We start from the raw sequence: 25,407 nt of genomic DNA, 5'->3' as shown, positions 1-25,407 counted from the left end.
CCCTGCGAGGCCATGCTCCCACCATGTTCACCCTTGATGACATGCCCGACCTCACCGGCACCACGGCGGTCGTGACCGGGGCCAACTCGGGTCTGGGCCTGGAGACTGCCACAGCCCTGGCCGGCGCCGCCGCGACGGTCGTGATGACCGCACGCTCCCAGGCGAAGTACGACGAGGCCGCAGCCACGATCCTGCCGCGCAACCGGCAGGCCAAGATCGAGTTCGTCGAGCTCGACCTGGCCGATCTCTCGAGCGTCCGCGACGCCGCCACCACGATCGCAGACCGGCACGGCGAGATCGACATCCTGGTGAACAACGCCGGCATCATGATGACGCCCGAGGCCACGACGGCCGACGGCCTGGAACTGCAGCTCGGCACCAACCACTTCGGGCACTTCGCGCTCACGGGTCTCCTGCTGGGCCCGCTCCTGAAGGCCGACGACGCGCGGGTCGTCACCGTCTCCTCCGGCGCGCACCACATGGGGACGATGGACTTCTCCGACCTCCACCAGCAGCAGGGCGACGACTACGACACCAGCGCCCAGTACGGTCGCTCCAAGTTGGCCAACATGCTGTTCGCCCAGGAGCTCCAGCGGCGCTTCGAAGACGCCGGGGTCGGAGCCTCCAGCGTGGCGGCACACCCGGGATACACGGCGACCAACCTGCAGTCAAGCGGCGTCCGGATGCCCGGAGGGGGCCTGTTCCACAAGGTGGCTTCCGTCAGCATGCGAGTCCTCAATCCGCTGGTCGCGATGGACGTGGCAGACGGGGCGCTCCCGCAGATCTACGCGGCCGTCGGTGATGTTGCAGGCGGGTCCTACTGGGGACCACAGGGCTTCCAGGAGATGCGCGGACCGGTCGGCGAGGCCCGGATCAATCCGAAGGGGCTGAACACCGCGGACGCCAAGCGCCTGTGGGAGATCAGCGTCGAGACGACGGGCGTCGACTACGCCGAGCTGGGCTGAGCGGCGGGCGGTCAGAGCGTCGCCAGTGACCGCACGACCACGAGTGCACCTGCGCCGACGACGACGGCTGCGGTGATGCTCGGCAACGCGTGGCTGAGCCGGTGGAGTCGGGCGGAGGCCCTCAGGAGTCCGGTGCGACGCAGGTGATCCCGGCCCGTGGCGAGCGCGGCGCCGAACCCGACGAGGACGGCCGCCATCCCGAGGCCGTACGCCAGGACCAGCACGATGCCGACCCACAGGCGACCCAGTGCCATGGCGCTCAGCACCACGAGGACCGCGGAGGGTGTCGGGACCACCCCACCTGCAAATCCCATGGCAACCATGGTTCGGGTCGGAAGCCCGACCGTTGTCGGGTGGTCATCGGGGGTGGCCGGTCGGTGCCCCCGGTCAGACGCGTCGTCGTGTGCGTGATCGTGGACGGGCCCGCGATTGTGGCTGTGACCGGAGCGTCTGGCACGGCGCAGCATCACCACGCCGACGGCGGCGATGACGACCCCGCTGCCGGCACCCAACCACGGGTAGAGGCGCTCCGGAGCTGTGACCGCGGCCGTCCACAGCGCCGCCCCCAGCACGACGACGCCGGCGGTGTGGGTGGCGGCGACGACTCCCGCCAGTGCGAGCGCATCACGCAGTCGGCCGCGCTGCCCGACGAGATAGGCACCGATGAGTGCCTTGCCGTGCCCCGGGGCCAGCGCGTGGACCCCGCCGAGCGCCAACGCGGCCAGCAGGGCGACCACGCCAAGGCCCGTGGCCTGGACCTGGGTCGCGACGACCGCCTCCAACGATGCGAGAATCCCTGTCGTCCCGAGCATCCGCGTGGTCGCCGGCGCGTCCTGGCCTGGCAGGGAACCTCCGCCATCCCGAACGCGGAGTCGCGCTCGACGCACGTCCGGTGGATCGTCCAGCAACTCCTCGGGATAGGTGGTCAGGACGCTGCTGCGGCTGACGGGGGACACGGTGCTGTCGACCACCTCGGTGCCATCCCCGGTGGCGACGATCTCGCGCCACCCCAAGCGGTCCGGGAAGGTGCGGTCCACGACGGTCAGGAGGTCGGCCTCGTCGGCGCCCGCTCGGGTCGGCCGGTCACCTGAGAGGACGCACTCGATCCTCAGCGTGGACAGGCCGCTCTCACCGGGGATGGTCGCAGATCGGACGTCAGCGACGCGCAGGTGGATCGGGTCTGCGTCCTCTGCGACGTCCAACTCCTGAGCCCACCGCTCGCAGCCCTGTTCGGCGTATCCGTGCCGCTCGTCTGACGAGACCGCGCCGTCCCCGTCGGCGTCGGCGAACTCGCGGGCTTGCAGGGTGGGGACCTCCGCCAGGTCCACGACGAAGTCGACGGCGACCGTGGTCGGAGCCACCACGAGCCCGGTGTGGGTGCTGACCGTCAGGGTTCCCAGCGGATGGGCAGCTGCAGTGCTCACCAAGGCGACCAGGAGCAGCACGGCAGCGAGGAGCAGGGTGGTCATGAGGCGGCGCACGACCCGATCGACCGTAGGCCTGCTGGGCAACCCCCGGCTGTCGGACGGCTGGCGACTTGCGGTCCGCCAGGCGACGAGCAGGTTGCCGCCACACGGGACGACGCGGCTGGACTGGGGCGTGGCCAGCGCGTTTCACAGGAGTTCATCAGCCCATTGCTCGCTGTCCGGTCAGCGCTGGCGTCACGGCCAACAGCAGTCGCGATCGTGCCGACCGGTCGGTCCGCCGCCGACCGCCGAACCGGGGAGCTGCTCCCCGCGTTCTGCTCCGCCGATTGAGAGGAGACCCATCATGAGGTTCGTCCCGAACCGCGTGACCCCGACCGGCCGTGCTGTCGCCGCCAGCACTGCCCTCGTCCTCGTCGCGACCCTCGCGCTCCTGGCCGCACCGGCCAGCGCCGATCGTGACCCCACCTATGTCGGAGAGGTCGAGGTGATCCGCACCCCACTGGCCTCCGACAGCCCCCTGGCCGAACTCGCCGAGGCACCTGACGACACCGATACCGAGACCATCCTGGGCGCGGTCTTCGACGACCAGAACACCAACAGCCGGCGTGACCGCCGTGAGCCGGGGGTGCCGAACGTCGCGGTGTCCAATGGCCGCGACGTGGTCCTGACCGACGCTCAGGGTCGCTACGAGCTGCCCGCCTTCGACAACATGACCCTGTTCGTCACCAAGCCCGCCGGCTACGAAGTGCCCGTCGACGAGCACAACTTCCCCCAGTTCCACTACCACCACGTTCCTCTGGGATCACCGGACCTGCGCTTCGAGGGGCTGCCTCCCAGCGGACCGCTCCCGACGGCCGTGAACTTCCCGATGGTCACCTCGCCGGTCGAGACGGCCTTCAACTGCGCGGTGATCGGCGACACGCAGACCTACTCACACCGTGAGCTGTCCTATCTGCGGGACGGCATCGTCGAGGACCTGGCCGCACGCGAGGACCTGAGTGCGTGCGGTGCCCTCCTGCTGGGCGACCTGATGGGTGACGACCTCGGCCTCTATCCGCGGTTCCGGCAGATCATGGGCCAGGCCGGCGTTCCCGTCCGCGCCGTCCCCGGCAACCACGACCTCGACTTCGACGCCGACAGCGATGCGCACTCCACGGACACCTACCGTCGGGAGATCGGCCCGTCGTACTACTCCTTCGACATCGGCGCCGTGCACTTCGTCGGGCTGGACAACGTGCGGTATCCCTGTACACCCGAGGACAACCCCGACGGCACGCGCGACTTCTGTGACGACCCTGCCGACCACCCTGACTACAACGGTGTGATCGGGGAGGAGCAGATGGCCTGGCTGGCTGCTGACCTCGCCACGGTGCCGCCAGAGAAGCTCGTCGTGATCGCCACCCACATCCCCCTGGTGTCGTTCATCGACTCCGAGGCCACGAAGCACCAGACCGACGACGTGGCCGAGCTGTACGCGCTGCTCGAGGGTCGGCCGGCTCTGTCCATCTCCGGACACACCCACACGCTGGAGCACATGAGCCCCGGCACGTCCTTCGCCGGCTGGCAGGACACCGTGGGTGTCACCGCGATCCCCTTCCCCCACGTCGTCGCCGGCGCCGGCTCCGGTGCGTGGTGGGGCGGTGACCTCGACGCCGACGGGATTCCCATGGGCTTTGCCCGCAACGGGACACCAGGCGGCTACTCCACGTTCAGCTTCGACGGGCCGACGTACACCTCGACCTTCGACGCCACCACGCTGGACGATGGCCAGAGCATGGGCATCGCCCTCAACACCCCGACCTTCCGGGACTGGGCAACCGCGCTCCGGGAGTTCGACGGTGACAACAACGACGTGCCACCGGTCAACATCAACGACCTCGGAGACCCCGACGTGGTGCCGGCGGCCGACCTCGACACCTCCACGATGACCGCCAACATCTACAACGCCACCCGGGACGCCGAGGTCACGGTGTCGATCAACGACGGCCCACCCCAGCCGATGACCCTGACCCAACCGGGCGCGGGCGAGGGCATCCTCGAAGGACTGGCCTACGCCGACCCCTACGCGATGGTCCGGCAGTTGCAGGTGGCCCGACACGCCTTCGTCTCGACGTCCGGAGACCCACGGGCCCAAGGGTACGAACGGTTCCAGGGGGCACAGTTCGGCCCTGCTGATCCTCGTCCCGAGGACGCCGGCACCGACCAGTCACCGCACCTGTGGGCCTACCCGATGTCAGGATTGCCGGTGGGCGTCCACACGGCCGAGGTCGTGGCCGCCGACCCCTACGCGGGGGAGATGCGGCAGACGTTCACGTTCGAGATCGTCGAGGAACTCCCGCCCTGGGGGTTCCGCGAGGGGATCCTCGACGACGAGTGATGACGAGTGAGGTGACGGTCGCGCGCTGATGCAGGGGCGGGTGGGCTCAGACCGGGTCTGCCCGCCCCGTCGGCTCCGGACGGACTAGCTGTCCTTCCAGTCGTGGATCTCCTCTTCCCAGCGGGTCCACTCGTCATCGACCGGCACCTTGATGTCGGTCTGCTCGTCGAGGTTGCTGCGCGACTGCAGCCAGGCGAGTGCGGCTCCGAAGAGGCTGACCCACAACACTTCGACCATTGCCCTCGACCTCCGAGACCGTATTGTCTGTCCTAACTGGCATTCTGACCCGGTTGGACCGCATACTAACCTTGCCTTGCTCGCATCGGCCGCCGAGCTGTGAGTCTTGACCGATCCTTGATGGTCACCTGCCCCGGCCGAGGTGTCACTCGCCTCCGTAGGATGCACGCCTGATGGCAGATCTTGCGACTCGCGAGCGCGTGGCCGCCCTGCGGCAGCAGCTCGAGGCCCACCGCTACCGCTACTACGTGCTCAGCGACCCGACGGTCACGGACGCCGAGTTCGACCAGCTCCTGCGTGAGCTGGAAGGGCTCGAGGCCGACCACCCCGAGCTGGACCATCCCGACTCGCCGACGCACAAGGTCGGAGCTCCGATCTCTTCGGCGTTCGAGTCCGTCGCCCACCGGGTTCCGATGCAGTCGCTGGACAATGCCTTCGAGGTGGAGGAGCTGCGCGCCTGGGCGAACCGGGTCGAGCGTGGCCTGGACGGTGCGGAGCACGCCTTCACCTGTGAGCTGAAGGTCGACGGGGTCGCCATCTCGTTGATCTACGAGGGCGGCTTCCTGGTGCAGGCGGTCACCCGCGGTGACGGCACGACGGGTGAGGACGTGACGGCCAACATCCGCACCGTCGAGGGCATCCCAGCCGTCCTGGCCACCGACACGCCACCAGCGGTGCTTGAGGTCCGGGGTGAGATCCACTACCCGGTCGCCGCCTTCGACGCCATGAACGCCGAACGCGAGGCGGCCGGAGAGGCACGCTTCGCCAACCCGCGCAACGCCGCCTCCGGGGCGCTCCGGCAGAAGGACCCCAAGGTGACGGCCACCCGGCCGCTGGCCCTGATCTCGCACGGAATGGGGGTGACCGAGGGTCTCGAGGTCGCCAGCCACAGCGAGTTCCTCGCCTTCATCCGCGACGCCGGCCTGCCCACCGCACCGGAGACGACGCGTGTGGAGAGCATCGCCGAGGTCGAGGCCTTCATCGAGGAGTGGGGCGAGCGCCGGCACGACCCCACCTACGAACTGGACGGCGTGGTGGTCAAGGTCGACGCGCTGGCCCAGCACGCCCAGCTGGGCTCCACCTCCCGGGCCCCACGGTGGGCGATCGCGTGGAAGTACCCCCCGGAGGAGGTGCAGACCCTCCTGCACCGGATCGAGGTGAACGTCGGCCGGACCGGACGAACCACCCCGTACGCCGTCCTCGAACCGGTCCTCGTCGCCGGCTCGACGGTGACCTACGCGACGCTGCACAACCAGGACCAGGCCCGTGCCAAGGACGTCCGGCCGGGCGACACGGTGGTGGTTCGCAAGGCGGGTGATGTGATTCCGGAGGTGCTGGGACCCGTGCTGTCCCTGCGACCCGACGAGGTCGAGGACGCCGGCCCGTGGGTGTTCCCGACGGAGTGCCCGTTCTGCGGGACCGAGTTGGTCCGGTACGCCGACGCCGCCGACACGTACTGCACCAACGTCGATTGTCCGAACCGGATCCTCGAGACGCTCGACCACTTCGCCTCCCGGAAGGCCCTGGACATCGAGGGCCTGGGCTACGAGACGGCCAAGGTGCTCCTCGATGCCGGCCTCGTCGCCGACCTGGCGGACCTGTACCACCTTGCTGCGGAGGACGTCCTGGCACTCGAGGGGTTCGGTCAGAAGAAGACCGACCTGCTGCTGGAGGGGATCGAGCAGAGCAAGGCCCAGCCCATCGAGCGGCTCCTGGTCGGGCTGAACATCCGCCACGTCGGGCCGACGGTGGCCAAGCTGCTCGCCCGCTCGCTGGGCGACCTGGCGGCGATCCGGGAAGCCGACGCCGAACGGATCGCGTCCATCGACGGGGTCGGCCCGGTGATCGCAGACACGCTGGCGTCCTGGCTGGCCAACGAACGAAACGCAGAGTTGTTGGACAAGTTGGTGATCGCGGGTGTTCGGACCGACACCGACGACGTCGCCCAGTCCAGTGACGTCCTCGCGGGCAAGTCGGTGGTCATAACGGGGACGCTGGAGGGCTACACACGCGACTCCGCCAAGAACGCCGTCCTCGACGCCGGTGGGAAGGTGACGGGCAGCGTGTCAGGCAAGACCTTTGCCGTCGTGGTCGGGGAGTCACCCGGCTCCAAGGCCGACAAGGCCGCCGAGCTCGACGTGCCGATCCTGGACGAGACCGGATTCACCCACCTGCTCCAGACCGGAGAGCTGCCCGCCCCATGACGGGGTCTGGCGTGTCATCACCGTTCTCCAGCGGCAGCCGGCTTACGTCGACCTTTGACCCCCGCTTTACCGCGTCGCCGATACGGTCCCGGGTGTATGTCACGCAACGCTGAGTTCGGGGTGCGCGCCTCCGGGTCGTCTGGTCCCGAGCCATTCGGCTCCGGGGACCCGTTCGGGCAACCGGCCGGCACCCCAGGCCCCGTCAGCCTGACCGCGCCGACGTGGCGTGACCTGCCCTACGAACCGCCGTACGGTCCTGTCCCGCCACCGAAGACGCCCAACATCGGCAACCGCGTGGACGCCGAGGTCGTGGCACCCGAGGACGATGCGTCGGTGTCGGCGAAGCAGATCGCGCTGGCCATCGGTGGTGTGCTGTTGCTGGTGGCGCTCGGCATCGCCGCGGCCCTGCTGCTGCTGGACGACGAGAACGACGCCCTCGCACAGGATGATCCGCCGCAGTCTCAGTCCCAGGCCCCACCACCGCCCCCGCCGCTCCAGCCCTCGACCGCCCCCGACCAGCCGGGCCAGCAGGACCAGGGCCAGCAGGACCAGGACGAGCAGAACCAGGACGAGCAGGAGCAGGGCCAGCCGGGCCAGGACGAGCCGGAACCGAACAACCCCGGACCGGCCCCCGACGACGGGCCCGCCGGGGAGCAGGCTCCGGAGGGGTCCGAACCGGGTGACGACCCGACCGAGGAAGCTCCGTCCGGGTCGCAGGACCCGGGCAGCCAGGACCCGGGCGCCCAGGAGCCCGGCAATCAGGAACCGGGCAGCCAGGAACCGGGCGCGCAGGACCAGCCACCGGAGCCGGGTGAGGAGGGTCAGGAGGAGCAGTCCACCCCGCCATCAGGCGAGCAGGGTCAGCCGCCGCAGGACCAGCCTGGAGGAGTCCCGCCGCCTGACACCCCGCCACAGGACCAGCCGGACATCGACCTGCCCCGGCTCTTCGAGCTCCGTCGCCTGCCCAGCGGGACGGCCGAGAGCACCACGACGGTGCGTCAGACCAGCGGCGACGACACCGATCCCGTGACCGAGCAGACCACGATCCTCGACACCGACGACGGTGAGGAGTACAGCGTGGTCGCGACCCGCTCCGATGACGCCGCCGAGCGGTACGAGCAGCTGCGCGGGGACGCCACCGAGGAGTTGAGCGTGTCGGGCGAGGACGCGATCCTCACGACCGACGGCGACCTGGCCTATCTGATCCCTGGCGAGGTCGACACCCTGATCGTGATCGACGGGCCCGAGTCGGCAGGGCTCGACCAACTCGTCGTGGTCGCGCAAGGACTGGAGCTTCTGCAGTGAGCACATCAACCGACGGCACCACCGTGGAGGCCGACGACATCGAGGTCCTCGATCCGGGCATGGCCGGAGAGATGCTGACGCGCGTTCGAGCCGAGATCGGCCGGGTCATCGTCGGCCAGCAACGGGTGGTCGAGCGTGTGCTGGTGTCGCTGCTGGCCGGCGGGCACTGCTTGCTGGAGGGTGCCCCCGGCCTGGGCAAGACCCGGCTGCTGACCACCCTCGCGACGACGCTGGGTGGCTCGTTCAATCGCATCCAGTTCACGCCAGACCTGCTCCCGAGCGACATCGTCGGAACCCGGATCTGGCAGCAGGAGGAGGGCCGCTTCTCCGTTGAACTGGGCCCGGTCTTCGCCAACTTCGTCCTGACCGATGAGATCAACCGGGCGCCCGCCAAGGTCCAGTCGGCCCTGCTGGAGGTCATGGCCGAGCAGCAGGTGACCATCGGCGGCGAGACCTTCGAGGTCGACCGGCCCTTCCTGGTCCTGGCCACCCAGAACCCCATCGAGTCGGAGGGCGTCTACCAGTTGCCGGAGGCGCAGCGCGACCGCTTCCTCATGAAGGTCCCCGTGGACTACCCGGCCGGGCCGCACGAGGAGATGGAGATCGTCCGGCGCGCCGCGGGGGACGAGATCGAGCCGCGCGAGGTCATCGACCTCGACGACGTCCGGGCTCTGCAGACCACAACACGAGCCGTCCACGTCGACCCTCGGGTGGCCGACTACGCCGTCAGACTGGTCATGGCAACCCGTGAGCCTCGCCGGTACGGCCTCGACAGCCTGACGAACCTCATCGCCTTCGGTGCGAGCCCCCGTGCCTCGATCGGGCTGATCGAGGGTGCCCGGGCCCTGGCGTTGCTGCGGGGGCGGGGCGCCGTCGACCCGCAGGACATCTATGACATCGGCTACGACGTGCTCAACCATCGGTTGGTGCTGTCCTTCGACGCCGTGGCCGACGGCGTCAGCGTCGACGAGGTGCTGTACCACCTGCTGACCACCATCCCGGCACCCACCGTGGGTGGAGCTGGACCGGCCAACGGCGCTCAGGGGGCCGGCAACGCGTCCTACCGCTCGTCGGGCGTCGTCCCGGCCGCGGGGTACCAGCCCGGCGCGAGCACCCCCTACGGCCAGCCGACCATGCCGGCCGCCGGTCATGGGCCGACGACAGGCGGGGTCCCCTCAGGCCCGCCGATCCCGCCTACACCAACCGCGGGTGTGCAGGCCGCCTCGCCGTACGGCGGCGGACCGACCGGCCGGCCTGCGCCGTACACCGTCGTGCCGGTCACGGGTGAGTTCCAGGGTCAACGGGACACCGTGCGAGGTGATGGCCGGGGTGCCCTGTCGGAGCCACCCGCGGAGGCCGGCCCCCTGGCTTGTGGGCCCGAGCGTGCCGGTGGGGAGTCTGGCCGTCCCGGTGGGGAACCTGACCTTGCTGGTGGGGAGCCTGACCTCGCCGGTGGGGAACCCGACCTTCCCGGTGGGGAACCCGACCGTCCAAGCGTCGCCGACCCGGACACCACCCCCGAACGACCGCCGCTGGCGCCGCCGCCGTGAACCAGCCCACCGGCCAAGCGATCGGACTCCGCCCGGACGCCTTCGGCCGTCTGGAGTTGGCGGTCCGCAGCAAGCTGGAGGGACGGCTCCACGGCGACTATCAGGGGCTCCTTCCCGGGCATGGCAGCGAACTGGGCGAGGCCAGGAACTATCGACCGGGCGACGACGTCCGCCGGATCGACTGGGCCGTCACCGCCCGGACCACCGAGACCCATGTCCGTGACACCATCGCTGACCACGAGCTGACCACCATCGGCATCATCGACCTCTCGGGCAGCCTGCACTTCGGCACCGGCCGGCGGCTCAAGCGCGATGTGGCGATCGAGATCCTGGGTGCGATGGGATTCGTGACAGCACACGGCGCCAACCGGTTCGGGGTCCTGGCCGTCCACCCCGCCGGTGAGAAGTGGCTGGCCCCGGCCAGCGGCCGCCACCACGTCCACGCCACCCTCCGACGGCTGGCCCAGATGCCGCGAGCCAACGCCGCAGACGATGGCCGTGCCGCCGGGATCGACCTGGCGAGAGGTCTCGCCCGCGCCAACCGGCTGGCTCGTCGCCGCGGATTGATGGTGGTCATCAGCGACTTCCTGGGGCCCTCGACGTGGTCCAAGCCCATGCGGGCACTGGCAGACCGGCACGAGGTCATGGCCATCGACGTGGTCGATCCTCGCGAGCTGACCTTGCCTGACGTCGGATTCATGACCGTCGCGGACCCCGAGACCGGCCGGCGGCGCGTGGTCGACACCAGCGATGCCGGCCTCCGCGCTCGCTACCGCGCTGCCGCGGCCGGCCAGCGTGCCCGCATCGCCGACGAGATCCGCCGGACCGGTGCCGACCACCTGACGGTCCGGACCGACCGTGACTGGCTGAGCGACCTGATCCGCCACATCGAGGTCCGCCGCCGCAGCCGGATGACCCGCTCGGGTGGGGTGCGCTGATGTTTGCCGCCCCCTGGCTGTTGCTCCTCCTGGTCCTGCCCCTGTCCCTCGCCGGGGCCTACGTCTACCGGCAGACCAAGCGGGCCGACTACGCGATCCAGTTCACCAACCTCGACCTGCTGGACGAGATCGCCCCGGACACCCCCGGCTGGCGCCGTCACGTCCCCGCCATCGCGCTGGTCCTGGCCATCACCATGCTGGTCATCGGCATCGCCCGGCCGACCCGGGAGGTCGAGGTGCCGGTCGAGGCGTCGACGGTGGTGCTGGCGCTCGACACCTCCATCTCCATGGACGCACGGGACGTCGACCCGCGCCGGCTGGACGCCGCGCAGGCTGCGGCGTACCGGTTCCTCGAGGAGGTCCCCGACCAGGTTCGAGTGGGGCTGGTGTCCTTTGCCGAGACGGCGGTGGCCAACGTGGCGCCGACCGATGACCGGTCCACGGTCCGGGCGGCCATCGAGGCGCTCCAACTCCGACCGGGGACCGCCATCGGCGAGGCGCTCCTCACCTCCGTCGACCTGATCCAGGCGGACCTGGCGGCCCTCCAGGCGCAGACGGACTCGAGTGAGCAGCAGCCGGCGACGATCGTCGTGCTCTCCGACGGCGACACGACCGCCGGCCGGGCCAACGAGATCGGGGTGCGGGCGGCCGAACAAGCTGACATCGCCGTCTCGACGATCAGCTTCGGGACCAGGGAGGGGACGATCTTCTTCCAGGGACAGATCGTTCCGGTGCCGTCCAACGGTCGGGCGCTCGAGGCGATCGCCGACGACACCGGCGGACGCTTCTACGACGCGGAGAGCGCCGAGGCGCTGACCGAGGTGTTCGAGACCCTCGGCGTGGCTGTCGGGGTGACGACGGAGGAGGTGGAGGTGACGGTCCCGTTCATGGTCGCCGCCCTCATCCTGGGGACCGCGGCCGCGATCTTCAGCCTGCTCTGGTTCTCCCGCCTTCCCTGACCCGCCGTGGCACGGGGTGTTGCCTACTGACGCGAGGCCAGCGCTGCCGTATAGACCTTCACCGTCTCCTCGGCCACGGTGTCCCAGCCGAACTCGGCGACGACCCGCTCTCGGCCGACCCGTCCCATCTCGGCCGCCCGGTCCAGGTCACCCAGCAGCTGGTTGACCCCGGCCGCCAATCCACGCTCGAACGCCTTCGGCTGGAACTCGTCGTAGGGCACCAGCAGTCCGGTCTCCTCGTGATCGACGACCTCGGGGATCCCCCCGACGGCCGACGCCACGACCGGGGTGCCGCACGCCATGGCTTCGAGGTTCACGATGCCCAGGGGCTCATAGATCGAGGGGCAGATGAACACCGTGGCGCGGCTGAGGATCTGGACGATCGAGGGGCGCGGCAGCATCTCGGAGATCCAGAACACGCCGTCCCGCTCCGACGACAAGACGTCGACCTCCTCGCGGGTCAGCCTCTCGAGCTCTTCGGTGTCCGGCGCCCCCGCACAGAGCACCAACTGGGCCGACGGGTCGATCTCGTGGGCCGCCGCCAGCAGGTGCGGAACGCCCTTCTGACGGGTGATCCGACCGACGAACACCACTGATGGGCGGTCGGGATCGATGCCCAGCCGCTCCAGTTCGTCAGTGCCCGGGTCAGGCTGGTACAGCTCGGTGTTGATGCCGTTGCGGACGACGTGCACCTTCTCCGGGTCCAGCTCCGGGTAGCAGTCCATGACGTCGGTCCGCATGCCCTCTGACACCGCGATGACCGCGTCGGCGCCCAGATAGGCAGTGCGCTCGGCCCAGGAACTGAGCGCATACCCGCCGGCCAGCTGCTCGGCCTTCCATGGCCGGCGCGGTTCCAGGGAGTGGGCGGTCACGACGTGGGGGACGTCGTGCAGCAGACCCGCGAGGTGGCCGCCCATGTTCGCATACCAGGTGTGGGAGTGGACCAGCTCGACGCCACCCAGCGCCCCGGCCATGGAGAGGTCGACCGACAGCGTCTGCAGGGCCATGTTGGCGCTCGCCAGCTGCTCGGCCGGCTGGTGGGCCGTCGCGTCGCCCCGGGGCCCGCCGAAGCAGTGGACGTCCACCTCGATCAGGTTCCGCAGTTCGGGCACCAGGAAGTCGACGTGGACACCAGCCCCGCCATAGATGTCCGGCTGCCACTCCCTGGTGAGGATCCCGATGCGCATGGCCGGACGCTACCCCATCACCACCGAACTCGTGCCCGTCACACGAAGATGCGATCGACCTGCTGGAAGGCACCCATGGCGTGGTCGACCTGGAAGGTCCGATGGTCCTTCTTGAGGCGATCCATCGCCTCCTCGGCGAACTGAACGATGTCGTCGACGAAGAGGTCGACCTCGCCGATGGCGGCCAGGATCTCGGGCTCGATGTCGTGCTCCAGCGCGCCCAACTCGTCGCTCAGCGCGTGGGCGTGGGCCAGGACCCAGCCGCAGATCTTGGCGTAACGCCGCCACTCCTTCTTGGAGAGGTCATCGAGGTCGATGTCGTCCCGGAAGGGCGCGCGTTCCCGTGACATGAAGCTGACGCCGTCGATCTCGACCGAGCCGTAGAACACGTCGCCGCGCACCAGTTGCACCCCCTGGGCGTGCACGATCCGCCCGGCGCGGTGGCCTTGCGCGCCCGTGTCCCCCCAGGTGTCCAGACCGTAGGGCGTGGGCGGGACCAGACCGGTCAGCGCTGACCGACGAGCCTGCTTCAGCTCGATGATCACGTCGTCCGTACCGTCCGCCTGCGGGCCCTCGATCAGCACGTAGAACCGATCCAGTCCCAGCGACGCCGTCCCTTGGCCGCGGCGGATGCACACGTCTTTGACCCGCATGCCTGCGGTTCGGTCCGGGATCTCGATGTCGTTCTCGGTGATCAACCGGTCGATGATCTCCTGGAACTCCTCCCGACGGCTGCTGATCGGGACATGCTCGTCGTCGGCTCGGAAGCCCCGCTTGTAATCGTCCAAGTAGTCGTCCTGGAGCCACTCGGCGCGGGACTCCTCGGCATCCTCGATCAGGTCGACGATCAGATCGGGTGCGCTGTCCAGCCGCATCTCGTCGTCGGACTCGGTGCCGTGTTCGGCGAAGTTCGTGATGCCCGCGACGTAGCCCTTGACGAAGTGGCGCACGATCCGTCGTCGCTTCTTGTGCCCGTAGCCGGCGATCTCCTTCGCCGCCGCCATGAACCCGACGGCGCCGCGCTTGATGTCCCAGGTGAACGGCGCGTAGAGGGCCTCGTCGAAGTCGTTGACGCTGAAGATCGGGACGTTGTGCGCGTTCGGCATGACCCCGAAGTTCTCCGGGTGGACGTCACCGAGGGCCAGGACGGTCGGCATCCAGGCGTCGTCGCCAGCCATGTCCCGGTAGAACAGCAGCGCGGTCCCACGGAAGAAGCTGAACAGCGAGTCGGCAAGCTCCTCGAACTTGAGCTCCGCATCGGCGGCCCGGGACATGATCCGGGTGGTGTGGTCCTCTCGGAGGGTCTCCCGGACGTGGAGCCGACGATCCTGCCCGGTGAGTGACCTCGGCAGCAGGACGAACTCACCGGCGGCTCGGGCTTCGGCCAGCCGGCGGAAGTCCTCGACGCGGTCCACGGTCCGCTCCTGCGGGACGGGCGCCTCCGCCTCCGAGAGTGCGGCCCGGAGTTCCTCCTTGGACATCGTCGACCGACCCTCGATGTCGTGCTCTTGGGCCCGTGCGTACAGCTCGTCCTTGGTCAGTCCGGTCAGGTCGTTCGGTGTGTCGTCACTCATGAGGGGCCCCTACCCGACCGGCTCGGTCGTGATGCACGAGGGTCGTGCCGTCGCCGCCCGATATCCTGACCGGCCATGAGCACCACCGACACCGATGCCCGTCACTACGACCTTGCGGTCATGGGCGGTGACGGGGTCGGTCCTGAGGTGACGGAGCAGGCCCTCAAGGTGCTCGACGTCGTGGCCGAGCGGTACGGCTTCTCGACCAGTCGGACCTCCTACGATCTCGGCGGGAGGCGGTATCTGGAGACCGGCGAGGTGCTGCCGGACTCGGTGATGGAGGAGTTCGACCAGACCGACGCCATCCTGCTCGGTGCCATCGGGACGCCCGATGTGCCACCTGGTGTGCTCGAGCGGGGGCTGTTGCTCAAGCTGCGCTTCGCCTTCGACCAGTACGTGAACCTGCGACCGGTCAAGCTGCTGCCCGGTGTGCCGACGCCGGTCGCGGGTCTGACGCCGGAGCGGTGCGACATGGTCGTGGTGCGCGAGAACACCGAGGGGATGTACGTCGGTGCTGGCGGCACGGTGTACGAGGGCACCGCGTCGGAGGTGGCGACCCAGGAATCACTCAACACCCGATTCGGGGTCGAGCGCGTCATCCGTGATGCCTTCGAGCGCGCCACACGGCGTGGCAACCACCTGACGCTGGTCCACAAGACCAACGTGCTGACCCACGCCGGGGGCCTGTGGATGCGGACCTTCACCGAGGTGGGCGAGGCCGACTACCCGCAGGTGGAGCGCGACTACGTGCACGTGGACGCCATGTGCCTGTACCTGGTGAACTCGCCCGAGCGCTTCGACGTCGTGGTGACCGACAACCTCTTCGGCGACATCATCACCGACCTGGGTGCGGCCGTGCAGGGTGGGCTCGGCCTGGCCGCCAGCGGGAACCTGAACCCGTCGGGTGAGCACCCCTCGATGTTCGAGCCGGTGCACGGCTCGGCCCCCGACATCACGGGCAAGGGCTGGGCCAACCCGGTGGCCGCCGTCTTGTCGCTGGCGATGTGCCTGGACCACCTGCGGGAGGGGGAGGCGGCCGCGACGGTGGAGGCGGCGGCCGCGCAGGCGCTGACGGAGATGGAGGGGATGGCCGGCCCCGAGATGGGCGGCTCGACGGCGGAGATCGGGGACCGGATCGCGGCCACCGCTGCGGGCTGAGGGAGGAGTCCCAGGCCGGTGAAGCGACACCTGTAGGCGGCCGGGCTGTGGTCGCAGTCCGACCGGGGTGGAGGCTTGCCAACTGGTCGTTCCGCCTCCACCTGCGGTCGTCTTGCCTCCGCCGAAAGCCTCAGACCGCGGATTCTCGGGGCCGGGTGAGTCGTTCTGCCTCCACCCCAACCTGTGGGACGCCCGTCTGGAGGCAGTTCGACCTAGTGATGGCCATGGGGGAGGACGACGGACAGCCCGACCCTCGTACCAGGAACCCTTCGGTCGTTGCCGGCGTCGGATAGACCATGAGCGCGAGCGGCGAACTGGGAAGGCGCCTTCGGCGTGTCTGCTTCCCGATCGGTCGGATGCTCTTCCTCAGCATCGCGGTCGTCGCGCTGGCGGCGTGCAGCGGGGCCGCTCCTGACCCGGTCGGCGGTCCACCTACGGAACCGGGGCGGCAGGAGGTCGGCGGGGGCGCCCCGGACGCGATGTCGACGGAGGGTGTCCAAGCCCTGGCCGGTCACACCGACGGGTTGTGGTTCAGTCACGAGCGAGTCGGTCCCGAGCAGACGGTGCTCCTCGCCGTCGTCGATGAGCCAGGCGTGAGGATTGAGTACTCACCGGCTGGTCGGATCGAGCGCTTGGTCGACGGTGGCTGGGAGTACGTCGCGGCGTTCGGGACGTCCTACGCGGGTGCGGGGGAGGGGTACTACGGCTTCGTCCCCCAGGACGAGTTCCCGATCGAGGGCATCGCGCTCGTGGTTGGCGATCAGACGCCCGGAGTCGGCATCGTCGAACAACTCCGCCTCCCGCCCCTGGACGACGGTGAGTACCGGATCGTCAAGGACGCCCGAGGTGAGCGCACTGCCACCTTCGAGGTGGTCGCGGGTCCGGTCGAACCGCTGATCGGCGATGTCGGCCCCGACGTGCGGGTGGAGCCGCAGGCCATCGTCGACCCAACCGGCAGCGTCGCGCTCACGCTGGGCTCCGGCATGGGCGTGTTCGACGGCGCCGAGTCGTTCGCAGCGACTGGCTTCACCGTCGCCGGGCCGATCGAGAGCACCCAACAGATGGGGGAGCCGCTGGTCGCCTCACCGGGTGGCTCACAGGTCGAGCTCGACCTTCCCGGTCAGGCGCTGGAGGGGGGCGACCTCGTCCAGATCGTCGTGCAGGATGGCCAGGAGTCGGAGATCGCCCGAGCCGTAGTCCCGGTCATCCGGCGACCCGGTGCCGGTCCCACCACTGAGCCTGGCCCGGGCGACGCCCGGGAATCCGACGACGCCGAGGAACCCGACGTTGCCGAGGCAGGCACCGTCCCAGCGGATGAGGCGCCCATCGCGCCAGACGGCACGATCATCGACGGTCAGCTGGACTGTCTGACCGACGATCGGTTCGGCGAAGGCCCCGGCATCTTGGGAGCGGACGCCAGGGGTTCAGCCACCCCGGAGACCGCTCTCTACGAGCGCCTCAGGCAAGAGGCAGATGACGAGGAGATCCGGATCATGGGCGAGGTCGGCACGGTCGTGAGCAGCAACAGAGAGGTTCTCCGCGCCACGGTGCGGCAACTGGAGGACGGCAGCTGGATCCTGAGCAGCGTCACCGGCTGCGTCGAGTAGCCGAGAGACGATCCGAACCGGACCGGCTGGTCCACGCTCACGAAGCACGATGTCCGGCACCTCGTCCCCCGGTTGCCTCACGAACCGGTCCACAGGGGGTGGACCCAGTTGAGCTCGTCGAAGCGGGCGAAGTCGGTGTCGGCGCTGTACACGGTCAAGCCATGCTCCAGGGCCAGGGCCGCGAGCATGGCGTCCGGCACCAGGTTGCCGGTGATCTGATGTCGGCCGACCAGTCCGGCCACGACAGCCCGACACGCCTGCGACCCTGCAGGACGGCGCTCAGCCAGGCCGCCCCGGGCCATGATCAGGGCTCGCCGTGTCGACGGCGTAGAGCAGCAGGTTGGCGTCGACCAGCAAGAGCTAGGCCTGGTCGAGCAGGTCGAGCACCTCGCCGACGTTGGCGACGTCGACGGTGATGCCGACCGCAGCTGTACGATGCAGATACGGGCGTGCGGCGGGGGGCGCCGCGAGGCCCGCCCGGATCAGCCGATTCACGGCCTCGCTGATCCCGATTCCCTCCGCACGTCGCAGGCGCTCATGCTCCGCCGGCACATCGTCCTCCAAGGAACGTCGTACGCATGCACCAGACCTAACATCATGATGCAGGTCAGACGGTTCTTCGACCTGCCGCTAGCGTTCCGGCCATGGCTCTCTCCGAAGACGACGTGCGGCACGTCGCCAACCTGGCCCAGCTGGCCCTGACCGACGAGGAGGTCCAGGGCCTGGTCCCGCAGTTGGCCGAGATCCTGGCCTACGCCGAGAAGGTCGGTGAGGTGGCCGTCTCCGAGGTTCCCCCGACGTCGCACGCCTACCCGCTGAAGAACGTCTTCCGCAGCGATGAGGAGGTCGGTGAGCCCCTCCCACCCGAGGAGGTCATCGCCAACGCGCCGGCCGAGCAGGACACGCAGTTCCGGGTTCCGAGAATAGTGGGTGAGGGGGGTTCGGAAGGGGGAGCCGCCCCCTTGGGCCAGCAGAGCGTGGGTGAGCGCCAGTGAGCCTCGTCACCAAGACCGCCGCCCAGCTCACCCAGGCCATGGCCGTCGGTGACACCTCCGCCGTCGAGGTCACCCAGGCCCACCTGGACCGGATCGCCGCCACCGACGAGCGCCTCGGTGCGTGGCTCGAGATGACGGCCGAGCAGGCACTTGCGGACGCCGAGGCCATCGACACCAGCCGGGCCGCCGGCGAGTCCGTGGGGCCACTGGCAGGAATCCCGGTCGCCATCAAGGACCTGATGTGCCTGACGGGAGTGGCGACGACCGCCGGCTCGAAGATCCTCGAGGGCTTCCGCCCGCCCTATGACGCCACCGTGGTCAGCAAGGTCAAGCAGGCCGGCGGCATCATCCTGGGCAAGACCAACATGGACGAGTTCGCGATGGGCTCCTCCACCGAGAACTCCGCCTGGGGGGACACCCACAACCCGTGGGACCTCGGTCGGATCCCCGGCGGCTCCTCCGGCGGGTCGGCCGCTGCGGTCGCCGGCTTCCACTCGCCGCTCTCGCTCGGCACCGACACGGGGGGATCGATCCGCCAACCCGCCTCCGTGACCGGCACCGTGGGCATCAAGCCGACCTACGGGCGAGCCTCCCGGTACGGCCTGATCGCCTTCGCAAGCTCCCTGGACCAGGCCGGCACCTTCGGTCGGACCGTCCACGACGCGGCGGTGGGCCTGCAGGCCATCTGTGGCCACGACCCCCTCGACTCGACCTCGATCCCCGAGCCGATGACCTCCTACACTGAGGGGCTCGACGCCGGTGTCGAGGGGCTCAGGGTCGGCATCGTGACGGAGTGGATGGGCACCGGCGGCGGCGCGGAAGCCGACCCCGGCGTCATGACCGCCGTCCGACACGCCATCGACCGGCTGGCCGCCCTGGGTGCTGAGATCGTGGAGGTGACGCTGCCCCACGCCTCCTACGGCCTGCCGGCGTACTACCTGATCGCGCCATCGGAGGCCTCGGCCAACCTCTCCCGCTACGACGGGGTGCGCTACGGCCTGCGCGTCGACGGAGCGACCACACACGAGATGATGGCCGCCACGCGCGCCGCCGGCTTCGGCGCCGAGGTCAAGCGTCGCATCATGATCGGCACCTACGCCCTCTCAGCCGGCTACTTCGACGCCTACTACGGCCAGGCCCAGAAGGTCCGGACGCTGATCATCCGCGACTTCGCGGCCGCCTTCGACCAGGCCGACGTGTTGGTGGGCCCGACCTGCCCGACGGTGGCCTTCCCGCTGGGGGACAAGACGGCTGATCCGCTGGCGATGTACCTCAACGACATCTACGCCGTCCCCGCGAGCCTTGCGGGCATGCCGGCCATGAGTCTGCCGGTCGGCTTCGACGACGGCGCACCCGAGGCCGAGGGCCGCGACGGCCTACCGGTTGGCCTGCAACTCATCGGGCCGCTGCTCGGCGAGCCGGTCATGCTGCAGACCGCGGCTGCACTCGAGGCTGACCTCGACCTAGACCTGACCCCACGTGGCGCGAACGCACTGGAGGCACCGACGGCATGAGTACCACCACCGACGCCGCTGACGCCAACGACACCACCACCACCGGCCCCGACGGGACCGTCTACCAGGCCGTCATCGGCCTCGAGGTCCACGTCGAGCTGTCGACGAAGACCAAGATGTTCTCGGCCTGCCCCAACGCCTTCGGCGGCGACCCGAACACGCGGGTGAGCGCGGTCGACCTGGGGCTCCCCGGCACCCTGCCCGTCGTCAACGGCACGGCTGTGGAGTACGCCATCAGGCTCGGTCTCGCCCTCGACTGCGCGATCGAGCCGTCCAGCCAGTTCCACCGGAAGAACTACTTCTATCCGGACATGCCGAAGAACTACCAGATCTCCCAGTACGACATCCCCATCTGCGGGCAGGGGCACCTCGACGTCACCCTGCCCGACGGCGGGACCAAGCGTGTCGGCATCACCCGGGTGCACATGGAGGAGGATGCCGGCAAGACCACACACGCCGGTGAGACCGGTCGGATCGCCGGCGCCTCGTACTCGCTCGTCGACTACAACCGAGCAGGCGTCCCACTGCTCGAGTGCGTCTCCGAGCCCGACATCCGCAGCGCCGACGAAGCGCAGGCCTACCTGACCGAGCTGCGGGCCATCGTCCTGGCGCTCGGCATCTCCGACGCGAAGCTGGAGGAGGGGTCGATGCGGTGTGACGCCAACGTGTCCGTCCACCGGCCGGGGACGCCGTACGGCACAAGGGCCGAGGTCAAGAACCTCAACTCCGTCCGGTCTCTCGGACGGGCCATCTCCTACGAGATCACCCGTCAGGTCGACGTCCTCAGCTCAGGTGGAACGGTCGTGCAGGAGACGCGGCACTGGAACGAGGATGCCGGTCGGACCTCCACCCTCCGGCGCAAGGAGACACTGGACGACTACCGGTACTTCCCCGACCCCGACCTGGTCGAGGTGGCCCCCGACCCCGAGTGGATCGAACAGATCCGCGCCTCGCTGCCGGAGCTGCCGGCACAGACTCGCGCCCGGCTGACCCAGGAGGTCGGGGTGGACGCGGGGGACGCCGTCGTGCTGTACGACGCCGGCCTGGTGCCCCTGCTCGACGCCGCCCTCGCTGCCAAGCAGCCGGGCGTCGACGCCAACGAGGCCACCAAGTGGCTGACCAACGAGGTGGCGGCCTGGCAGAACGAACACGGCCGCCCGGCAACCGAGGTCCTCAGCGGCGAGGATCTGGCAGCGCTGCTCGCGCTCATCGCCGACGGGACGCTGGCCAAGGGTGGGGCGCGCAAGGTCCTGGCCGACGTCATGGCCGGCAAGGGCTCACCGACCGAGCTGGCGGCTGACCACGAGCAGGTCAGCGACACCGGCGAGCTGGAGCGCATCGTCGAGCAGGTGATCGCCGAGCAGGCCGATGCGGCCCAGAAGGTCCGGGACGGCAACACCAAGGCCATCGGGGCCCTGGTGGGCGGCGTCATGCGGGCGACGCAGGGCAAGGCCAACCCGGCGGTGGTGAACCAACTGCTGGCGGAGAAGTTGACCAGCTAGCGCCGCCGGGAAGGGGTGGCCCATGACCAGCACCCCAGCGACAGGATCCCCCCGCTTCGGCCTCAAGCTCATGTCTGAGCTGTACGGCCCACGAGCGCTCGTCCGACAGGCGCAGATGGCCGAGGAGGCAGGCCTCGACTTCGTCTGCATCTCCGACCACATCCACCCCTGGCTCCCCGAGCACGACCACTCGCCCTTCGCCTGGTCCGTCCTCGGCGGGGTCGCGGCGGCGACGAGCATCGAGATGGCGACCGGGTTGACCTGCCCCATCGGCCGCTACCACCCGGTGATCATCGCCCAAGCCGCCGCCACCGTGGCCGCGATGAGCGACCACCCCTTCACCCTGGCGCTCGGCGCTGGCGAGCGGCTCAACGAACACGTCACCGGCAAGCCGTTCCCGTCGGTCGCGGTCCGGCACGAGATGCTCCGCGAGGCGTGCGAGATCATCTCGCTGCTCGGCGAGGGCGGGTTCCAGAGCTACCGGGGCGAGCACTTCACCGCCGACGACGTCCGGATCTACGACCTGCCGGAGACGCCGATGCGGATCGTGCTCGGCGTCTCGGGTGACCAGTCGCTGGACCTCGCAGCCGCCGTCGAGGCCGACGGGATCATGGCCACCGACGCTGATCCGGACCTGATCGCTGGCTGGGGCGAGCGCGGCGGCGATGCGGCCCAGACCTGGTCGGAGGTGCCCATGGCCTACGCCGACACCGCGGAGGAGGGGCTGCGCCTGGCACACGAGAAGATGCGCTTCGCCCTGTCGGGCTGGAAGGTGATGTCCGAGCTCCCGAACCCGGTCAACTTCGCGGCGGCGACCGAACTGGCCGAGCCCGCAGACATGGCCGACGTCGTCCCGCACGGCCCCGACCCGCAGTCCTACGCCGAGGCCATCACCGGGTTCGTCGACGCCGGCTTCCGCAACCTCTCGCTGATCCCGATCGGCAACGATGTCGAGGCGACCATCCGCTTCTTCACCGAGGAGGTCCGGCCGCACCTCTGATGCTGATGCGAGGTTTGCTGGTCGCCACCACCGGATGCCCTCACCGTGTCGGCGCCGTCGATCAGCGAGGTCAGGATCCCCGACGACGCGACCTGACCCAGCCAGCACACCGGACCACTACTCGATGGTCACCCGGGTCGTACCGAAGCTCTCCGCCGGCCGGCCGTCGGTGGCCAGGCGGAGCTGGCCGTCGCCGTCGGCATCCTCCCACACCACGAGGATCGCGCAGTCGGGGGTTCCCCCGCCTGTGAGCTCGAACGTCAGGACGTTGTCGTCACCGACGGGCGCGTCGTGCAGCGCCGCGACCGTGTCGATCGGCCTCCCCTCCAGAGAGCCGATGGCCACCGCACCGGCGTCCGACGAGCCAGGACCGTCGGCCCGACCGTCGTCGTCGGCGTCGGTCAGCAGGACGTCCACGCCGTCGATCGGCTCGGGCTGCCCGGTACAGGGGAAGAGGGCGACCTCGAACACCTCGGGCAGCAACTGGTCGGGGAAGATCCCCTCGACGGTCAGTTGAGCGGACCCATCGGCCGGCAACGTCGTCTGCTGGTCGTCCCCCACGCCGAAGAGGCTGAAGGCAAGTCCATCTTCCACGTCGACCGGACCGCGACGCGTCGTGGCGGCCACTGCCGCGCCCAAGACGTCCGGCTGCACGGCGGTGCTCCCGCCGATCGCCCGCACGTAGTCCGGCAGGGGGAGCGACGGGTCAGCCAGGAACGACGTCGCGCCGGTGCCGAGGACGTCCGGCGACTGGGTCAGAACGATCGGCGACCCGGTGGCGGCGCCGTGCGGACCGGCGGCGAGGACGTCGACGAACAGGTCGCCGCGGCCGAGCAGCACGCCCTGACCGGCGACCCAGCCGCGCTCGAGGGACGCGGCCGCGACGGCCTCGACCGTGCCGAGGCGGTCGGCACCCGCGATACGGGTCACCTCGATGCCGAGGTCGGCGACCACGGCCTCGACCTCGGTGCCCAACTCGTCGGGGCCCCCGAGCAGGTAGACGCGCTCGATCTCGGTGTCGACCAGGGCGGCCTCGGTCTCTTCGGGGAGGCGATCCTGCTCGGCGAGGAGGATCGGGAAGCCCTGCTGGGCGGCTGCTGGACCGGCAGCCAGAGCGGCGGCGAAGTCGCCGCCGTCGGCGAGGAACGCCGAGCGCGCGAACTCGACCTCACCGGTGGTGCGCTCCGCCAAGAGCGATGCCGCGTCGGCGGCGGTGGCGAAACGGTTGGGCCCCTCGACGCGGCGGATGTCGGCGATCGAGGCCGGTAGCGCGTCGACCACCGCCTCGGAGACGGCGTCCGTGCCGCCCATGACCAAGACGGTTGAGGGACCGAGGTCGGCCAGCGCCTGCTCGGTCTCGAGGTTCAGCCGCTCGGTGTCGGTGACGAGCACCGGCACCGTTCCACCGGGGGACAGCGCCGAGGCAGCCAGGGCGTCCGGGAAGTCGTCGGCACGGGCAAGGATGACGGTGTCGGCGCCGTCGGGACGGTCGAGGGCGGCCAGGCTCGCGGCCGTCGCGTAGCGGTTGGAACCCTCGACGCGGGCTGAGACCGGCTCGCCGGTGGGGATCGCACCCCCTCCAGACGTCAGCTGCACCTGCGCGTCGACGTCGTCCGGCTCGACGCCACGGTTCTCGAACTCCGCGTTCACGACCACGAGCGACACGGCGGTCGCCTCCTCGACGCCGAGGAACGAGACCTCGGCAGAGCCGTCCTCGAACGGGCTGAGGGTGGTCTGAACCGTCCCGTCGAGCTGCTCGACGACGAGGGCAGCCCCACCCAGCAGGTACGGGGCCGTGGTCACCGTGATGGTCATGTCCCGAGTCGGAGCGACGTCGTAGACGGCATACGACGCGTGATCGAGCGTCACGTCGATCGCGTCATCGGCCTCGAGTCGACCCTGTCGCTCGACGGTCGGGTAGACGAGTTCGCGGCCCTCCACGGTGTCACGGGGGAACGTGCCCGGCTGGTTCCAGGCCGCGGAGGCGGCGGCGAAGCCGAGGAACTCGACGGGAAAGGAGCTGTCGCGCTCGGCGAGCACCTGGTCGAGGGCAGGGAGGGCCAGGCCGTTGGTCGACGCCGAGACCTGCCACGCCTGCTGGATCGTCTGCAGCCCGTGGCGGGCGCCGATCCACTGCAGGAGCACGTGGGAGCCGTAGAACCGCTGCGGGTCGAACCCCTCACCGACCGACTCGGCCCGGTCGAGCGGGGTCGTCGTCGTCCTCGCGTACTCGCCGACGTCGAAGGTCCGGACGCGATCGCTGTTCTCGACCTCCTCGTAGGTCGACGTGGCCTCTTTGAACCACGGCTCCGTGCCCTGGCTGATGGCCGACTGGATGACGTGGTGCAGCTCGTGGATCACGAGCCCGTCGAGTTCGCCGCCGAGGAACTGGGGGTCGAGGCTGAAGTAGCCCGACACCGACGAGCAGCCGGGCAGGTCGCAGGAACGGTCGGCGTCCGCCTGACCGTCCGGCCCGAAGAGCTCGCGGATGTACACGTCGATCCGGCCATCACCGCCGAGGTCGCCGTCGTCAGCCGGCGCCGTCCAGCCCTCCTCGACGACGAGCAGCTCGTAGGCCCGCTCGGTGGACTCGGCCACCGACCGCGCGAACGCCTCGTCGGTGGCATCGGGTGAGGACGGATCGGTCGTGTAGTGCACCCGCACCCGCTCGGTGTCGACGGTTGCATCGAGTCCGGTCGGGCGTGACAGCTGGGCCGCCGCGGGACCCGGCAGTGCGAGCAGCGCGGCGGTGACGGCGAGGATGAGCAGGACTGCTCGTGAGCTGGTCATGGTTGTGGCTCCGTACGTGGAGGGCTGTGGATTCGGTCGACCGGGGTTCGGGCGGTGGGACGGGCGTGCCCCGCCGGTAAAGACGCGTGGTAGGCCGATCCGGTTGACACCGATCCCA

At 69.8% G+C, this 25,407-nt stretch carries 19 protein-coding genes and 1 pseudogene; 13 read left to right on the top strand and 7 right to left on the bottom strand.

All coding sequences use genetic code 11. The features are described from left to right. The first annotated feature begins 23 nt into the window (after window positions 1-23). The gene (locus C1746_RS21225; RefSeq protein ID WP_205712039.1) at window positions 24-965 is read left to right on the top strand and encodes an oxidoreductase; all 942 of its coding nucleotides are present in this window, start codon (window positions 24-26) and stop codon (window positions 963-965) included. 11 nt (window positions 966-976) lie between these two features. Here the strand turns inward: C1746_RS21225 and C1746_RS21220 are convergent, their stop codons facing one another. Further along, the gene (locus C1746_RS21220; protein ID WP_162868060.1) at window positions 977-2,446 is read right to left on the bottom strand and encodes a nickel/cobalt transporter; all 1,470 of its coding nucleotides are present in this window, start codon (window positions 2,444-2,446) and stop codon (window positions 977-979) included. 289 nt (window positions 2,447-2,735) lie between these two features. Between C1746_RS21220 and C1746_RS21215 the strand changes: the two genes are divergently transcribed. Continuing rightward, complete coding sequence (locus tag C1746_RS21215; protein WP_162868059.1) at window positions 2,736-4,769, top strand: calcineurin-like phosphoesterase C-terminal domain-containing protein; 2,034 nt, start codon at window positions 2,736-2,738, stop codon at window positions 4,767-4,769. An 84-nt stretch (window positions 4,770-4,853) separates the two neighbouring features. Here C1746_RS21215 and C1746_RS22300 read toward each other — a convergent pair whose 3' ends face one another. Beyond that, window positions 4,854-5,006, bottom strand: coding sequence for a hypothetical protein (locus tag C1746_RS22300; protein ID WP_162868058.1), 153 nt, complete (start codon window positions 5,004-5,006; stop codon window positions 4,854-4,856). A gap of 173 nt (window positions 5,007-5,179) precedes the next feature. Between C1746_RS22300 and ligA the strand changes: the two genes are divergently transcribed. The 5 genes and pseudogenes from ligA (at window position 5,180) to C1746_RS21190 (ending at window position 11,962) form a co-directional block, all read left to right on the top strand. After that, window positions 5,180-7,210, top strand: coding sequence for an NAD-dependent DNA ligase LigA (gene ligA / locus C1746_RS21210; RefSeq protein ID WP_116716787.1), 2,031 nt, complete (start codon window positions 5,180-5,182; stop codon window positions 7,208-7,210). A 96-nt stretch (window positions 7,211-7,306) separates the two neighbouring features. Further along, the gene (locus C1746_RS21205; RefSeq protein WP_116716786.1) at window positions 7,307-8,515 is read left to right on the top strand and encodes a hypothetical protein; all 1,209 of its coding nucleotides are present in this window, start codon (window positions 7,307-7,309) and stop codon (window positions 8,513-8,515) included. Window positions 8,516-8,574: 59 nt separating this feature from the next. After that, window positions 8,575-9,534, top strand: a pseudogene (locus C1746_RS23300) (AAA family ATPase); the annotation flags it as partial. Between the two features lie 527 nt (window positions 9,535-10,061). After that, on the top strand, window positions 10,062-11,003 hold the full coding sequence (locus C1746_RS21195; protein ID WP_116716785.1) for a DUF58 domain-containing protein: 942 nt from the start codon (window positions 10,062-10,064) through the stop codon (window positions 11,001-11,003). Continuing rightward, entirely contained in the window at window positions 11,003-11,962 is a 960-nt protein-coding gene (locus C1746_RS21190) for a VWA domain-containing protein (protein ID WP_116716784.1), read from the top strand. Before C1746_RS21195 ends, C1746_RS21190 begins: the two co-directional genes overlap by 1 nt. Window positions 11,963-11,985: 23 nt before the next feature. On the opposite strand, the gene glgA is transcribed toward C1746_RS21190, so the two are convergent. Both glgA and C1746_RS21180 read right to left on the bottom strand, forming a co-directional pair. Next, on the bottom strand, window positions 11,986-13,149 hold the full coding sequence (glgA, locus tag C1746_RS21185) for a glycogen synthase (RefSeq protein WP_116716783.1): 1,164 nt from the start codon (window positions 13,147-13,149) through the stop codon (window positions 11,986-11,988). A 38-nt stretch (window positions 13,150-13,187) separates the two neighbouring features. Beyond that, entirely contained in the window at window positions 13,188-14,723 is a 1,536-nt protein-coding gene (locus C1746_RS21180) for a DUF2252 family protein (protein WP_205712038.1), read from the bottom strand. Window positions 14,724-14,798: 75 nt separating this feature from the next. Between C1746_RS21180 and C1746_RS21175 the strand changes: the two genes are divergently transcribed. Then, window positions 14,799-15,881 carry a 3-isopropylmalate dehydrogenase gene (locus C1746_RS21175; protein WP_116716782.1) on the top strand — a complete coding sequence of 361 codons (1,083 nt, stop codon included), beginning with the start codon at window positions 14,799-14,801 and terminating at the stop codon, window positions 15,879-15,881. 296 nt (window positions 15,882-16,177) lie between these two features. After that, on the top strand, window positions 16,178-17,488 hold the full coding sequence (locus C1746_RS21170; protein ID WP_162868057.1) for a hypothetical protein: 1,311 nt from the start codon (window positions 16,178-16,180) through the stop codon (window positions 17,486-17,488). Between the two features lie 77 nt (window positions 17,489-17,565). Here C1746_RS21170 and C1746_RS21165 read toward each other — a convergent pair whose 3' ends face one another. Together C1746_RS21165 and C1746_RS21160 are read right to left on the bottom strand one after the other, a co-directional pair. Continuing rightward, the gene (locus C1746_RS21165; protein WP_205712037.1) at window positions 17,566-17,790 is read right to left on the bottom strand and encodes a PIN domain-containing protein; all 225 of its coding nucleotides are present in this window, start codon (window positions 17,788-17,790) and stop codon (window positions 17,566-17,568) included. Window positions 17,791-17,848: 58 nt separating this feature from the next. After that, window positions 17,849-18,040, bottom strand: coding sequence for a hypothetical protein (locus tag C1746_RS21160; RefSeq protein ID WP_205712036.1), 192 nt, complete (start codon window positions 18,038-18,040; stop codon window positions 17,849-17,851). Between the two features lie 92 nt (window positions 18,041-18,132). Here C1746_RS21160 and gatC point away from each other — a divergent pair, with 92 nt between their 5' ends. From gatC to C1746_RS21140, 4 genes are read left to right on the top strand one after another with little or no spacing between them, the layout of a single operon-like run. Beyond that, the gene (gene gatC / locus C1746_RS21155) at window positions 18,133-18,483 is read left to right on the top strand and encodes an Asp-tRNA(Asn)/Glu-tRNA(Gln) amidotransferase subunit GatC (RefSeq protein ID WP_116716779.1); all 351 of its coding nucleotides are present in this window, start codon (window positions 18,133-18,135) and stop codon (window positions 18,481-18,483) included. Window positions 18,484-18,521: 38 nt separating this feature from the next. Continuing rightward, the gene (gene gatA / locus C1746_RS21150; protein ID WP_205712043.1) at window positions 18,522-19,997 is read left to right on the top strand and encodes an Asp-tRNA(Asn)/Glu-tRNA(Gln) amidotransferase subunit GatA; all 1,476 of its coding nucleotides are present in this window, start codon (window positions 18,522-18,524) and stop codon (window positions 19,995-19,997) included. Further along, window positions 19,994-21,499, top strand: a complete 1,506-nt coding sequence (gene gatB / locus C1746_RS21145; RefSeq protein ID WP_116716777.1) for an Asp-tRNA(Asn)/Glu-tRNA(Gln) amidotransferase subunit GatB — start codon at window positions 19,994-19,996, stop codon at window positions 21,497-21,499. The genes gatA and gatB overlap by 4 nt, the downstream gene beginning before the upstream one ends. Before the next feature lie 22 nt (window positions 21,500-21,521). Continuing rightward, a complete protein-coding gene (locus tag C1746_RS21140; protein ID WP_116716776.1) occupies window positions 21,522-22,499 on the top strand; it encodes a TIGR03557 family F420-dependent LLM class oxidoreductase in 978 nt (325 codons plus the stop codon). Window positions 22,500-22,616: 117 nt separating this feature from the next. On the opposite strand, the gene C1746_RS21135 is transcribed toward C1746_RS21140, so the two are convergent. Continuing rightward, window positions 22,617-25,289 (bottom strand): cell wall-binding repeat-containing protein, encoded by a 2,673-nt coding sequence (locus C1746_RS21135; RefSeq protein WP_116716775.1) that lies wholly within the window; start codon window positions 25,287-25,289, stop codon window positions 22,617-22,619. Window positions 25,290-25,407 lie beyond the last annotated feature (118 nt).

Source organism: Euzebya tangerina, assembly GCF_003074135.1.
Classification (GTDB): Bacteria; Actinomycetota; Nitriliruptoria; order Euzebyales; family Euzebyaceae; genus Euzebya; species Euzebya tangerina.
The sequence above is the reverse complement of the archived record's forward strand: the minus strand, read 5'-3'. Positions and strand labels throughout refer to the sequence as shown.

Coding starts and splice junctions, on each gene's coding strand:
- C1746_RS21190 (WP_116716784.1), top strand. CDS start 11,003: ATGTTTGCCGCCCCCTGGCTGTTGCTCCTCCTGGTCCTGCCCCTGTCC.
- C1746_RS21215 (WP_162868059.1), top strand. CDS start 2,736: ATGAGGTTCGTCCCGAACCGCGTGACCCCGACCGGCCGTGCTGTCGCC.
- C1746_RS21170 (WP_162868057.1), top strand. CDS start 16,178: ATGAGCGCGAGCGGCGAACTGGGAAGGCGCCTTCGGCGTGTCTGCTTC.
- C1746_RS21140 (WP_116716776.1), top strand. CDS start 21,522: ATGACCAGCACCCCAGCGACAGGATCCCCCCGCTTCGGCCTCAAGCTC.
- ligA (WP_116716787.1), top strand. CDS start 5,180: ATGGCAGATCTTGCGACTCGCGAGCGCGTGGCCGCCCTGCGGCAGCAG.
- glgA (WP_116716783.1), bottom strand. CDS start 13,149: ATGCGCATCGGGATCCTCACCAGGGAGTGGCAGCCGGACATCTATGGC.
- C1746_RS21175 (WP_116716782.1), top strand. CDS start 14,799: ATGAGCACCACCGACACCGATGCCCGTCACTACGACCTTGCGGTCATG.
- C1746_RS21135 (WP_116716775.1), bottom strand. CDS start 25,289: ATGACCAGCTCACGAGCAGTCCTGCTCATCCTCGCCGTCACCGCCGCG.
- gatC (WP_116716779.1), top strand. CDS start 18,133: ATGGCTCTCTCCGAAGACGACGTGCGGCACGTCGCCAACCTGGCCCAG.
- C1746_RS21165 (WP_205712037.1), bottom strand. CDS start 17,790: ATGGCCCGGGGCGGCCTGGCTGAGCGCCGTCCTGCAGGGTCGCAGGCG.
- C1746_RS21225 (WP_205712039.1), top strand. CDS start 24: ATGTTCACCCTTGATGACATGCCCGACCTCACCGGCACCACGGCGGTC.
- C1746_RS21180 (WP_205712038.1), bottom strand. CDS start 14,723: ATGAGTGACGACACACCGAACGACCTGACCGGACTGACCAAGGACGAG.
- C1746_RS21205 (WP_116716786.1), top strand. CDS start 7,307: ATGTCACGCAACGCTGAGTTCGGGGTGCGCGCCTCCGGGTCGTCTGGT.
- gatB (WP_116716777.1), top strand. CDS start 19,994: ATGAGTACCACCACCGACGCCGCTGACGCCAACGACACCACCACCACC.
- C1746_RS22300 (WP_162868058.1), bottom strand. CDS start 5,006: ATGGTCGAAGTGTTGTGGGTCAGCCTCTTCGGAGCCGCACTCGCCTGG.
- gatA (WP_205712043.1), top strand. CDS start 18,522: ATGGCCGTCGGTGACACCTCCGCCGTCGAGGTCACCCAGGCCCACCTG.